The following is a 13,854-nucleotide window of genomic DNA, read 5'->3' on the forward strand; positions in this document are numbered from 1 at the left end:
TCTAAATATGATGGTGCTCAATGCCCAGACAGGGCCGGACATACTTCAACTTTACCCGGTTTTTCTCAATCGTTACAGAAATTCCGTTCACTTTTTGGTACACTGTAACAAGATGAGGAGGTATGGCTATGATAAAAGCATTAGTCTTTGATTTCGATGGCTTAATTTTAGATACAGAAACGGCCATCTATAAAGCAACAAAGGATTTATATAAAGAGTATGGGGCGGAATTTCCGATAGAGGTTTATGCTAATCTAGCGGGCACTCAGGATGAGAGCTTTGACTTGGCGGATTATTTAGCCGAACAGATAGAACATCAGGTTGATCGAGACAAGCTATTAAAAGAACAAAGCAAACGGATAGCGACTTTCATTGAGAAGGAGGAGATTCTTCCAGGTGTCCTTCCTATTCTTGAAGCGGCGAAACAAAGCGGTTTGAAAATTGCCTTAGCCACTAGCTCCGGCAATCACTGGGCTCAGGGGCATTTGGAGCGTTTAGGAATTAGAGCCTATTTCCAGGTCATTGTTCAAGCGGATGATGTGGAAAAGGTGAAGCCTGACCCTGCTTTATATGTAAAAGCTGTAGAAGCACTTGGAGTGAAGCCAGAAGAGGCGATTGCTTTCGAGGACTCCTATCATGGATTAATCGCTGCCAAAGCTGCTGGATTGTATTGCGTGGTTATTCCTAATGAAGTGACAAAGGCTCTCGAATTTTCCAAAGCAGATCGCAAGCTGAAGTCATTGGCTGAGGTGACACTAGTGGAACTCTTAGAAGCCTTTTCAGAAGAAAAAGGGTCGGAGCCTTCAAAATAAATGAGTTGAGTGAAGCAATCGCTTAAAAGATAAGGTATGATAGGGTTAAAGAATCATTTTTATTATTTATTGTTGAGGTGGAAATGAAGCATGACATGGAAAGTCGCTTATGAAAAGTGGATGAAGGATGAGGCGCTTGATCCAAACCTAAGACAGCAGCTGGAAGCTATTGCTGACAATGAAGCCTTACTTGAGGACAGCTTTTATAAAACGCTTGAATTTGGCACAGGAGGGATGCGTGGCGAGCTAGGGCCTGGTACGAATCGGATGAATGTGTACACGATTCGCAAGGCCTCTGAAGGCTTGGCGCAATACATATTAGCTCATGGAGAAGAGGCTGTTTATAAAGGCGTAGTCATTGCTTACGACTCTCGACATCAATCTCCTGAATTTGCAATGGAGGCTGCGAAGACTATAGGTCAGCATGGCATCCAAACCTATGTTTTTGAATCACTTCGGCCCACTCCAGAGCTTTCATTTGCCGTGCGTTATCTTCAAGCCCAAGCGGGGATTGTTATTACGGCCAGTCATAATCCCCCGCAATACAATGGCTTTAAAGTCTATAATGAGGATGGCGGACAAATGCCCCCGGCACAGGCTGAGACCCTGGTCACTTATGTGAATAAAGTGGAAAATGAGTTGGCCATTCAAGTTGCCGAAGAAACCGAGCTTAAGGAAAAAGGCTTGCTGCAGCTTCTTGGGGATACGGTTGATCGAGCTTACCAAGCGCAATTGAAGACGATCATTGTCAATCCAGACGTGATCGCGGAGGCCTCTGATTCCTTGTACATCGTTTATACGCCATTACATGGAACGGGGTATAAGCCGGTGATGGAAGCGATGAAGAATTGGGGCTTTAAACATGTTACAGCAGTACAAGAGCAAGCAGAGCCTGACCCTAATTTCTCTACAGTTAAGCTGCCCAATCCAGAAGAGCATGAAGCCTTTACACTGGCGATTGAATATGGTAGGAAGCAGCAGGCGGATATCCTGTTGGCAACCGATCCGGATGCCGATCGCGTAGGTGTGGCTGTTAAGAATCATGAGGGTGACTATGTAGTGCTCACAGGAAATCAAACGGGAGCTATCCTTTTGCATTATTTATTGGCACAAAAAAAGCAAAAAAATAAGTTGCCGAATAATGGAGCGGTCTTAAAAACAATAGTGACGTCGGAAATGGGTCGAGCCATTGCTGATGCTTTTGGCATGACAACGATTGATACGCTGACAGGCTTTAAATTTATTGGCGAAAAAATCCGCGAGTTTGAGCAAACAGGTCAGCATACTTATTTATTTGGTTATGAAGAGAGCTATGGCTATTTAATTGGTGACTTTGCCCGTGATAAGGATGCGGTGCAGGCCTGCTTATTGGCGGCTGAAGTCGCGGCCTATTATAAATTACAAGGGAAGACCTTATATGATGCCTTAGAAGAAATTTTCGAGGCTTATGGCTATTATCGCGAGGGTCTTGAGTCCTTAACTTTAAAGGGCATCTCTGGTACGGAACAGATTCAAAAGATTTTAGACAGCTTTCGCTCAGAGCCACCTAAAGAAGTTGCCGGCGCATCCGTGACGGTGATCGAGGATTATAAACTCTCGGAACGCCTATATGTGAACGATGGAGAAAAAGAATCGATTCCGTTACCGACATCAAATGTATTAAAATATCATTTAGCAGACGGTTCCTGGTTCTGTCTCAGACCCTCTGGTACAGAGCCGAAAATAAAGTTTTACTTTGGTGTTAAGGCAGCAAGTCGTGGGGAGAGTGATGCCAGGTTAAACATGCTTAAAGAGCATGTGATGGCACGCGTTAAAAGCTTAGTTGATTAAAAAGATAAGCCCGAGCCTTAGCGCTCGGCTTTTTCCTACTGTCACAAACCTTTACTGGCGCTGTTAAGGCAGAAGCAAGGCTTGGACTATAACCGAGTTTTTCTAAAATTATAGCCGAAAGGGCTGGCACAATTGCTGTGGTTTGCTATAATATAGCGTTCTAAGGGTTTTGCTTTTACTCCTAACGTATGATATCTTTTTTCTTGGATGAAAAGAGGTTTTGGAAAGGAAATAGTGTATGGGAAAGCTTGAACAAGAAGTCTCCCGACGTAAGACGTTTGCGATTATTTCGCATCCTGATGCAGGGAAAACAACATTGACTGAAAAGTTACTCCTATTAGGTGGGGCGATTCGGACGGCAGGCTCTGTCAAATCGCGTAAATCGAAGAAATTTGCCACCTCAGACTGGATGGAGCTGGAGAAGCAGCGCGGAATTTCTGTGACCTCTAGTGTGATGCAATTTGTTTATGATGATTTTAAAATAAATATTTTGGATACACCTGGACACCAAGATTTTAGCGAGGATACGTATCGGACACTTATGGCCGTTGACAGCGTAGTGATGATTATTGATGCGGCAAAAGGCGTTGAAGCTCAGACACTTAAGCTGTTCAAGGTCTGTCGTGATCGCGGCATCCCAATCTTTACCTTTATCAATAAGCTTGATCGTCAGGGAAAAGAGCCGCTTGAACTCTTTGAAGAGCTTGAGGAAGTTTTAGGCATTGAGACATGTCCTGTTAATTACCCGATTGGAATGGGGCAGTCCTTTTGTGGTGTTTATGACCGCTTTAAAAAAGAGATTGAGCTATATGATGATAAAAAGGAAGAGACTCTTCTCCCAGCAGCAACTTTAGAGGATTTGCGCAGTGTTTTGTCCAAAGTGGCGGATGAGTCGACGATTGGGCAGCTTGAAGAGGAACTTTTGTTGCTTGATGAAGCAGGCAATCCGTTTGATGAAGAAGCGGTGCGAGCGGGAAAACAAACCCCCGTTTTTTTTGGCAGTGCGATTTCAAGCTTTGGTGTACCAACATTTTTAAGACATTTTCTCGGCCTCGCTCCAGGGCCGGCTGCGCGAGAGACGAGTAAGGGGCAAATAGCGCCAACAGAACCGCTTTTTTCCGGCTTTATCTTTAAAATACAAGCAAATATGAATCCTGCGCACCGTGATCGTATTGCCTTTTTAAGAATTTGTTCAGGAAAATATGAAAAGGGTATGGAAACGTGGCTTGATCGTACGGGAAAAGCTGTTAAGCTCGCCCAGCCGCAGCAGTTTTTTGCGGATAGCCGTGAGAATGTTGAAGAGGCTTATCCTGGAGATATTGTCGGTATCTATGACCCAGGGGTTTATCAAATCGGTGATACCTTATGTGAGGCAAAGGATACCTTTAACTTTGGCAAGCTGCCTACGTTTCCACCTGAGCATTTTTCAAAGGTGCGGGCAAAAACTGCTTTAAAGCAAAAGCATTTTATCAAGGGCATTGAGCAGCTTGCTCAAGAAGGTGCTGTTCAAATTTATAAGACCGAGCGCTTTGAAGAATATATTCTGGGTGTCGTCGGTCAGCTGCAATTTGATGTTTTTAAATATCGCATGGAGGCAGAATATAACGTCGAATTAGATATTCAACCCATGTCGTTTCACATTGCGCGTTGGTTGATGAGTGAGGATGTGCCACGGGAAGCATTGCGCAGTACGACAAATATGGTTGTGCACGATGGTCAAGACCGCCCAGTTATACTATTTGAAAACGAGTTTGGATTAAATTGGTTCCAGCAAAAGAACCCGGAAATTCAGTTAGCTGAATCCATTGTTTAATCGTTTCATGAATTCCTCTTCTCAGGGAAAGCTATGCTTAAAACTGAGAGGAGGTTTTTTAATGGGTGGTCAAAACAATCGCTTTAAGCCTGGTGATAAAGTACCGAATGATGGGACTTATATGGAGATTGGAGAAACGGGGAGCATGGTTGAAACACCAGAAATCATACACAAAAAAGCTGGCCAGGAATTTCCGACAACAGCCAATAAAGACCGCGTCTGGATGAGAAAGCCTAAACCATTGCATTAAAAGCAAAAATAAAAGGCATGAACTATGCTCATACCCATCACGAGGGTGAGACAAAACGAAAAGAGGATCACCCTGATACCGAATGGTAAGACTTTAAAAATAGCCAGGGAAAACGGAAGCGCAGCCAAAATACTTCGCTTCCTGCGGAAAGCGAAGTATTTTAACGGAGTGCTTCATGACTCAAAAAGCCGAACGCATGCCTTCTAAAGTGTGCATGCGTTCGACTTCTCTATAAGCTAAATCCTTCTGTACATTGCTATTAAGCAAGAGGGAAGTAAATGACTATATAAAGCTTGTCATATAAAAGGTTACAGATATATTGAAAACGCTTCAAAAAAATTTACAATTTAAAAAAGTATGTAAGAAAATATGGCATGACATTAATAAGTGAAGCGCTTTCATATTGAGTGATAAGTTAAAATAATTAATATTTTTTGAAAAAAGCGGTTGACCTTCGCTTTGAAAGGGCGTATTATGTCCACAATCAATAAAATAATTTTCTAGAAAAAACAGAATAATAAAATGAAAAAGGGCATTTATTTCACACATTTTCATTCACCAAGAAATACCATAAACTATCTAAAAATTAAAATTTTATTTTACCCTTTAGACAGATAGAGGAGGGGGATTTATGCGAAGCGACACGATTAAAAAAGGCATTGATCGGGCTCCTCATCGAAGCCTTTTACATGCTGCAGGCGTAAAAACAAAGGACCTTGATAAACCATTTATTGGCGTTTGCAATTCATATGTTGATATTATTCCAGGGCATAGGCATTTAAATGAGTTTGCTCAAGTGGTTAAAGAAGCGATTAGAGAAGCTGGAGGAGTTCCTTTTGAATTCAATACGATTGGCGTAGATGATGGGATTGCCATGGGACATATAGGCATGCGCTATTCCTTGCCTAGTCGAGAAATTATCGCTGATTCGGCAGAAACAGTAATCAATGCCCATTGGTTTGACGGCGTCTTTTATATTCCAAACTGTGACAAGATTACTCCTGGAATGTTGTTGGCAGCTGCGCGTACCAATGTACCAGCAGTGTTTGTGTCTGGGGGACCAATGGAAGCGGGTGTTTCCAAAACAGGTCAAAACCTTTCACTGGTTTCCGTTTTTGAAGGTGTTGGTGCTTATCACTCAGGAAAGATGTCAGCGACAGAGCTTCAAGAGCTGGAAACAGTGGCTTGCCCAACATGTGGCTCATGCTCGGGGATGTTTACGGCAAATTCCATGAATTCCTTGATGGAAATGCTGGGCATGGCGCTTCCGGGGAATGGAACGATTGTTGCTACTTCTGAAGAGCGTCATCGCTTGATCAAGGAAGCCGCAGAACACTTAATGTATCTTGTCAAAAATGATATTCGTCCACGTGATATTATCACCAAGGAAGCCATTGATGATTGCTTTGCATTAGATATGGCGATGGGCGGGTCAACCAATACAGTGCTCCATACTTTAGCATTGGCGAATGAGGCAGGTATAGATTATGATTTACAGCGTATAAATGAAGTGGCCGAGCGTGTCCCTTATCTCGCTAAAATCAGCCCTGCTTCACAATATTCCATGCATGATGTGCATCTTGCAGGTGGGGTCAGCGCGATTATTAAAGAGCTTTGCAGTATTAATGGCTTGATTCACAAAGATCGCATTACCATTACAGGAAAGTCAATCTATGAAAATGTTCAAGACGCTGAAATTCTTAATGATAAGGTGATCCGTCGGAAGGAGAATCCTTATAGCCCAGTGGGCGGTCTCTCAATTTTATTTGGGAATTTAGCTCCTGATGGTGCTGTCATTAAAGTGGGGGCGGTTGATCCTTCGATCAAATCCTTTACAGGAGAGGCGATCATCTTTGAATCTCAAGATGAGGCGCAGCAAGGCATAGATGATGGTACCGTTCAATCCGGTCATGTTGTGGTCATTCGAAGTGAGGGACCAAAGGGAGGACCGGGAATGCCAGAAATGCTGGCACCAACCTCATCCATAGCAGGACGGGGTCTTGATAAGGAAGTGGCCTTGATTACCGATGGTCGGTTCTCTGGCGCGACGCGAGGCATTTGTGTTGGTCATATTTCTCCAGAGGCGGCTGAAGGCGGTCCGATTGGCTTACTGGAAAACGGTGATAAAATCGTTATTGATTTAACACGTCGAACCATCAATGTACTAGTTGATGATGAAGTGTTAGAGGAAAGAAAGGATAAATGGGTGCAGCCTGAACCGAAAATTAAATCAGGTTATCTTGCTCGCTATTCAAAACTTGTCACCTCGGCAAGCACAGGCGGCGTTTTCAAAATTTAATGCTTTATAAGTCAATAGCTAAAATGATGACGGGGACACAATTGTAAATGGGCATTTTCAGAGAGCCGCGTGAGGTGAGAAGCGGTAGTGCACTTTACAATTTACTCACCCCAGAGTGTTCATTTGAAAGAGTGCATCTCAAGTAGGATGAACCGTGTGGAGGCACCAATCCACATGTTATAAAAAAACGACTCGTTTTGAGTCACTAAGGTGGCATTTGTGAAAATGCCATGAAAAAGGGTGGTACCGTGAAAAACCTTTCACCCCTTTATCTGATCGATTGATGAGGTATAGGGCTGAAAGGTTTTTTATATTATCCGCTCTCTACGTCTTACAAAGTTTTTAGCGTTGCAGTGAAAAGATGAAGAAGTAACAAGGTGTTGCATTGATTACATTTTTTAATGGAGGGAGAGCATTGCAAGCGAAAATGAAAGTGAAGGAAAGTGTCAGTCCAAAAACCGGTGCAGATGTTTTAATGCAAACTTTGATCGACGAAGGGGTTGAAATCATCTTTGGCTACCCAGGAGGAGCTGTTTTACCGATCTACGACGCTTTATACAGGACGGAGCTAAGGCACATTCTTCCCCGTCATGAGCAAGGAGCCATTCACGCTGCTGAAGGCTATGCCAGAATCAGTGGGAAGCCGGGTGTTGTAATCGGGACGTCTGGCCCCGGAGCTACCAATTTAGTGACAGGAATAGCCGATGCGATGATGGATTCCCTGCCTCTGGTCGTCTTTACAGGGCAGGTCGCAAGAGGAGTCATCGGGACAGATGCTTTTCAAGAGGCAGATGTTATGGGGATTACCACGCCGATTACGAAACATAATTATCAAATTCAGGAGCTAGAGGATTTACCGCGAATTGTGAAAGAGGCCTTTCACATTGCAACAACAGGACGACCGGGTCCCGTCGTTGTTGACATCCCAAAGGACATCTCTTCAGAGCTTGTCGAACCACTTGTTCCAGAAGACATCCATTTGCCAGGCTATCAACCAAATTATTTGCCTAATCTCTTGCAGGTTAAGAAGCTCGCAGAAGCTATCCATCATGCTGAAAGACCGGTGATCTTGGCTGGGGCAGGCATCATTCATTCAGGTGCCTCCGCTGAGCTATTAGAGCTTGTTGAGAGCCAGGGCATCCCTGTGGCCAATACATTACTAGGCCTTGGCAGTTTTCCGGCGGATCATGGCTTGTTTTTAGGGATGGCAGGCATGCACGGGACTTATGCTGCGAACATGGCCCTATATGACGCCGATCTTTTGATCAACTTCGGTGCTCGCTTCGATGATCGCTTAACGGGTAACTTACAACACTTTGCGAAAAAAGCTATTGTCGCTCATATAGATATCGATCCGGCGGAAATTGGAAAAAATGTTGAAACAGCAATTCCTATTGTTGCCGATGCGAAAGAAACACTGAAGGCCTTGCTTAAAGAAGTTGGCTCGGCGCCCAGCATCACTGAATGGGTGGAAAAGTTAAAGACCGATCAAGTGAAGTTTCCGCTTTGGTATAACACGGATAATGACATCTTATCACCGCAATATGTGGTGGAGCGCTTGCATAAAGTCACAAATGGTGAGGCAATTGTGGTTACAGATGTAGGCCAGCATCAAATGTGGGCGGCCCAATATTATTCATTCAAAGAACCAAAAAAATGGGTCACATCAGGCGGTTTAGGCACAATGGGCTTCGGTTTCCCTGCAGCCATTGGTGCACAATTGGCTGCACCTGATAAAACAGTTATTGCATTGGTTGGAGATGGTGGCTTTCAAATGACACTTCAAGAGCTCTCAGTTCTTCAAGAACATCGGCTGCCTGTAAAAATCATTATCGTTAACAATACCTCTCTTGGGATGGTTCGCCAGTGGCAGCATGCCTTTTATGGTGGGAGATATTCACAATCTAAAATCCCCGTTCAACCAGACTTTGTTAAATTGGCAGAAAGTTATGATATCAGAGGGTTTAAAGTAGAAACGGCTGAGGCGTTGCAAGAGGTTTTTTCTAAAACGCTACTTGATACTGAACCAGTACTTATCGATTGCCGTGTTAATCCTGAGGAAATCGTTACACCAATGGTAGCTCCAGGTGCTGGGATTCATGAAATGATAGGGGTGAAACCATGAAAAGGATTGTCATAGCGATTGTAAACAATCAAAGTGGTGTCCTCAATCGTGTGACAGGGTTGATGTCCAAAAGACGTTTTAACATCGAGAGTATCTCAGTTGGAAGAACTGAAACAGAAGGCATTTCACGCATGACATTTGTGGTTGATGTGAAGGATGAAGCTCAAAGTGAACAGCTTGTAAAGCAGCTGCACAAGCAAATTGATGTATTAAAGGTTTGGGATATTACCGATCAAGCCATTGTTGCTAGAGAGCTTGTTTTGATTAAGGTGCTTAGCAATCCGCAAATTCGATCTGAGATCAATGGTATTGTTGAACCTTTTCGGGCTTCGATTATCGATGTCAGTCGAGATAGTCTCACTGTTCAAGTCACAGGGGATTCCGATAAAGTTGAAGCGCTGATTGAATTATTAAGACCTTACGGGATTAAAGAGCTAGCCCGTACGGGGATAACGGCTTTTCCAAGAGGTCAGCAGCGTCAAGTAACAGAAATGAAGCCTTATTCATTAATCAAATAAACTTTGTTGCATTGTTCATTTTGAACATGACATATAAACACTATTAGGAGAGGACGATTAATTATGACAAAAGTATATTATAACGGAGACATTAATGATTCAGTATTACGAGGGAAAAAGGTTGCTGTTGTAGGCTACGGATCACAGGGGCATGCCCATGCACAAAATCTTCGTGACAGTGGCTTCGAGGTTGTGGTTGGCTTGAGACCAGGAAATTCATGGAAACGTGCTGAAGATGATGGATTTACTGTTAAAACAGTTGCCGAGGCGAGTAAGGAAGCCGATGTTATCATTCTCTTATCTCCTGACGAGCAGCAGCCAAAGATCTATCATGAATCCGTAGAAGCGGGTTTAACAGCGGGTAAATCCCTCGTCTTTGCTCATGGCTTTAACATTCACTTTACCCAAATTGTACCGCCAAAGGATGTTGATGTCTTTCTTGTTGCACCTAAAGGTCCAGGACACCTGGTAAGAAGAACCTATACTGAAGGAGCTGGGGTACCTGCGTTGATCGGGATTCATCAGGATGCTACTGGCGAAGCAAAGGACATCGCCTTGGCTTATGCTAAAGCGATTGGTGCAGGCCGCGCTGGCATTCTAGAAACCTCCTTCCAAGAAGAAACAGAAACCGATCTTTTCGGTGAACAGGCAGTGCTTTGTGGTGGCTTAACATCACTAATCAAATCAGGATTTGAAATTCTTGTAGAAGCAGGATATCAGCCAGAAATTGCTTATTTTGAATGTCTCCATGAAATGAAGCTGATTGTTGACCTTATTTATGAAGATGGTTTGGAAGGCATGCGCTATTCCATCTCTGATACCGCTCAGTGGGGTGATTTTGTATCCGGACCACGTGTAATAAATGAAGAGACCAAAGCACGGATGAAGGAAGTGCTGAAGGATATCCAAGACGGTAAGTTTGCTAAGGGCTGGATCTCGGAAAATCAAACCAACCGACCACAATTTAATGCGATCAATAGACGGGAAAAAGCACATCAGATTGAAGTGGTAGGGCGTGAGCTTCGTCAATTGATGCCATTTGTGAAAAAACAATTTTCACAGGAAAGAGAAGTGGTAACAGGTGCGAAAAATTAATGCCTTTGACACAGCTTTGTATGACGAAGAGTCATCAGCAGGTGTGAACCTCAATACTCTTGAGAAATTGGAAATTGCCGGATAGCTTGAACGTCTCGGTGCGATATCATGGAAGCGGGGTTTCCCTGCTTCTTCTCAAGGTGATTTTTGAGTTCGTTAAACAAATTACTGAAACAGTCAAAGACAGCTTGAGCACTGGTTTGTCTCGTATATCTGATATGGATACAGCTTGGTACGCGTTAAAGGGTGGGGCTGAGCCGCAGCTTCATATTATGACACACACGCTAAAAAAGTCGCTTGATGACGTTCTAAAAATGGCTATCAAAGCAGTCTATGTTGCTCGTAAAAAATTTTTACAGGATCAACTTAGGATGTTCTTCAGGCAATGGCGGAAGCTTATCTCAATGCTACTAATCGTGTGTTCTATACTCAAAGTATTCAGGACCTTAAGGAAGAAAAAGCATGTCTAATGCACGTTAATCATGATGAAAGGAGAGGGCATTAGGATGGAAAAGAGAATTGCTGTTTTACCAGGAGATGGCATCGGTCCCGAAGTGATGGCTGGATGTCAGAGAGTGCTAGAGGCGGTTGTCGATCGTTTTAATCATCACTTTGTCTTTACAGAAGGAAAGATTGGTGGCTGTGCAATTGATGCTGAAGGCACACCACTTCCAGATGCAACCATCAAGCTTTGTGAGGAGAGTGATGCTATTCTTTTGGGAGCGGTTGGTGGGCCAAAATGGGATGGAGGGCCTTCCCAACTCCGTCCTGAGAAAGGGCTGCTCGGGATACGTAAAAAGATGGGACTGTTTGCTAATCTTCGTCCTGTTACCACCGTTAAATCCTTGATTCCCGCCTCTCCTTTAAAAGAGCATCTGGTCAATCATGTCGATTTACTAATTGTCAGAGAATTAACAGGCGGGTTATATTTCGGGGAACCAAGTGGCCGAGATGGTGATGCAGTTGTCGACACATTGCAGTATACAAAGGCCGAGATTGAGCGGATTGTTAGAAAGGCCTTTGAGCTTGCACAAGTGAGACGGCATAAACTAACATCCGTAGATAAAGCGAATGTCTTAGAATCAAGTAAGATGTGGCGTGAGATTGTCAATCAGGTGGCCCCTGATTATCCTGATGTAGAAGTAGAGCATCAGCTCGTCGACTCTGCGGCCATGCAGTTGATTCGTTATCCTGAGCAATTTGATGTCATTGTCACTGAAAATCTATTTGGAGACATCCTCAGTGATGAAGCCTCAATGCTTACAGGCTCACTCGGCATGCTACCGTCAGCAAGTCTGCGCAGCGATGCAGTGGGAATGTATGAACCTGTGCATGGGTCAGCGCCAGATATTGCCGGTAAAGGCATTGCTAACCCATTAGCGATGATTATGTCTGCCGCGATGATGCTACGTTATTCCTTTAATATGCATAAAGAAGCCAACGCCATGGAAGTCGCCGTTCAGCAAACATTAGAGGAAGGCTATCATACAAGTGATTTGGCCATTGAGAAAGGCACGGTTTTAAAAACTAGCGCGCTAGTTGATAAAGTCATTGAACAATTCAGTGGCAATGATACTGTAGCTGGTATTTTAGAAACATACGCTTAATAGTTGTGCTGGTATGGTGCATTGTTGCTATACCAGCATAGTCTTCAATTTAAGTGGGAGAGGGTGTATTAAGGATGAAGCCAAAAACAATCATTGAAAAAATTTGGGAGCGCCATGTTGTTCATGAAGAAGAGAATAAACCGAATTTACTTTATATCGATCTTCATCTTGTTCATGAGGTAACATCTCCCCAAGCCTTTGAGGGTTTACGCATGAATCAACGTAAGGTGAGACGTCCAGATCTGACTTACGCGACGGTGGATCATAATGTTCCGACCAAGCATCGCAATGTTATTTCTGATGAAATTGCCAAAAAACAAATGTCCACCTTGAGACAGAATTGTGAAGAATTTGCTATTCCTCTTGCTGATATCAATCACCCGGATCAAGGGATTGTCCACGTCATTGGGCCGCAGCTTGGATTGACTCAGCCTGGTAAAACAATTGTATGCGGAGATAGTCATACCTCCACACATGGTGCCTTTGGTGCCTTGGCCTTTGGTATTGGTACAAGTGAGGTGGAACATGTCCTAGCAACGCAAACACTCTGGCAAGCCAAACCCAAGACCCTACAGGTAAAAGTCAATGGCAAATTAGGACTTGGTGTGACAGCAAAGGATTTGATTTTAGCAATTATTGCTAAATTCGGTGTTAATGTGGGTACGGGATACGTGATGGAATATACGGGTGAAGCCATTCGCGACCTGTCCATGGAAGAGCGGATGACCGTCTGCAATATGTCCATTGAAGCAGGTGCGCGGGCAGGTTTAATCAGTCCAGATCAAACAACCTACGAATTTTTGAAAGGAAAGCGCTATGTGCCTGAGGGCGATGCCTTTTTCGAAGCCGTGCAGAAATGGGAAGAATTCGCAACAGATGAAGGGGCAGAATACGATCGCACGATTGAAATTGATGCTGAAGAAATTGAACCTCAAGTCACATGGGGAACCAACCCATCTATGGGTGGCCCGATCAGCGCCCATGTTCCTAACCCAGAGGATTACTCAAGACCCGCTGATCGCTCAGCTATTCGTCAAGCTTTAGAGTATATGGGTCTTGAAGCAGGCACACCGATAGAAGCCATCGCCATTGATCACGTTTTTATCGGCTCCTGTACAAATGCACGGTTGAGTGATTTACGGGCAGCGGCAGAAGTCGTTAAAGGCCGAAGGGTGCATGAGAATGTCAGTGCCATTGTTGTTCCAGGCTCACAAACCGTCAAGCTTGCTGCTGAGGCAGAAGGTCTTGACAAAATTTTCACAGAAGCCGGATTTGAATGGCGAAGCGCTGGTTGTAGTATGTGCCTTGCCATGAATGATGATGTCCTCCAGCCAGGTGAGCGCTGCGCATCGACATCCAATCGTAATTTTGAAGGGCGTCAAGGCAATGGAGCAAGAACACATCTTGTTAGTCCTGCCATGGCTGCGGCCGCAGCCATTGCCGGTCATTTTGTTGATGTCAGATCGTTCAGCAATCAAGAGGTTTTCTCATAAATGGTGTAAAAG

Annotated in this window: 10 protein-coding genes and 1 pseudogene; all 11 read left to right on the forward strand. The window is 44.0% G+C overall.

Annotated elements, in window-relative coordinates; genetic code table 11:
• Positions 1-128 precede the first annotated feature (128 nt).
• The 11 genes and pseudogenes from IEW82_RS11305 to leuC all read left to right on the forward strand — a co-directional run bounded on the left by IEW82_RS11305 (position 129) and on the right by leuC (position 13,842).
• Positions 129-812, forward strand: coding sequence for an HAD family hydrolase (locus tag IEW82_RS11305; protein ID WP_188693938.1), 684 nt, complete (start codon positions 129-131; stop codon positions 810-812).
• 90 nt (positions 813-902) lie between these two features.
• On the forward strand, positions 903-2,642 hold the full coding sequence (locus IEW82_RS11310) for a phospho-sugar mutase (RefSeq protein ID WP_188693941.1): 1,740 nt from the start codon (positions 903-905) through the stop codon (positions 2,640-2,642).
• Between the two features lie 238 nt (positions 2,643-2,880).
• Complete coding sequence (locus IEW82_RS11315) at positions 2,881-4,455, forward strand: peptide chain release factor 3 (RefSeq protein ID WP_188693944.1); 1,575 nt, start codon at positions 2,881-2,883, stop codon at positions 4,453-4,455.
• Positions 4,456-4,516: 61 nt separating this feature from the next.
• A complete protein-coding gene (locus tag IEW82_RS11320) occupies positions 4,517-4,705 on the forward strand; it encodes a YjzC family protein (RefSeq protein ID WP_188693947.1) in 189 nt (62 codons plus the stop codon).
• A gap of 631 nt (positions 4,706-5,336) precedes the next feature.
• Complete coding sequence (gene ilvD / locus IEW82_RS11325) at positions 5,337-7,004, forward strand: dihydroxy-acid dehydratase (protein WP_188693950.1); 1,668 nt, start codon at positions 5,337-5,339, stop codon at positions 7,002-7,004.
• Positions 7,005-7,431: 427 nt separating this feature from the next.
• Positions 7,432-9,129, forward strand: a complete 1,698-nt coding sequence (gene ilvB, locus IEW82_RS11330) for an acetolactate synthase large subunit (RefSeq protein ID WP_188694253.1) — start codon at positions 7,432-7,434, stop codon at positions 9,127-9,129.
• The gene (ilvN, locus tag IEW82_RS11335; protein WP_188693953.1) at positions 9,126-9,647 is read left to right on the forward strand and encodes an acetolactate synthase small subunit; all 522 of its coding nucleotides are present in this window, start codon (positions 9,126-9,128) and stop codon (positions 9,645-9,647) included. The genes ilvB and ilvN overlap by 4 nt, the downstream gene beginning before the upstream one ends.
• A gap of 63 nt (positions 9,648-9,710) precedes the next feature.
• A complete protein-coding gene (gene ilvC / locus IEW82_RS11340; protein WP_188693956.1) occupies positions 9,711-10,742 on the forward strand; it encodes a ketol-acid reductoisomerase in 1,032 nt (343 codons plus the stop codon).
• Positions 10,729-11,012, forward strand: a pseudogene (locus IEW82_RS20420) (hydroxymethylglutaryl-CoA lyase-like TIM-barrel protein); the annotation flags it as partial. The gene ilvC and the pseudogene IEW82_RS20420, both read left to right, overlap by 14 nt.
• Before the next feature lie 236 nt (positions 11,013-11,248).
• Entirely contained in the window at positions 11,249-12,349 is a 1,101-nt protein-coding gene (gene leuB, locus IEW82_RS11345) for a 3-isopropylmalate dehydrogenase (protein WP_188693960.1), read from the forward strand.
• A gap of 74 nt (positions 12,350-12,423) precedes the next feature.
• The gene (leuC, locus tag IEW82_RS11350; RefSeq protein ID WP_188693963.1) at positions 12,424-13,842 is read left to right on the forward strand and encodes a 3-isopropylmalate dehydratase large subunit; all 1,419 of its coding nucleotides are present in this window, start codon (positions 12,424-12,426) and stop codon (positions 13,840-13,842) included.
• Positions 13,843-13,854 lie beyond the last annotated feature (12 nt).

It is taken from the genome of Pullulanibacillus camelliae (genome assembly GCF_014642655.1).
Lineage (GTDB): Bacteria > Bacillota > Bacilli > Bacillales > Sporolactobacillaceae > Pullulanibacillus > Pullulanibacillus camelliae.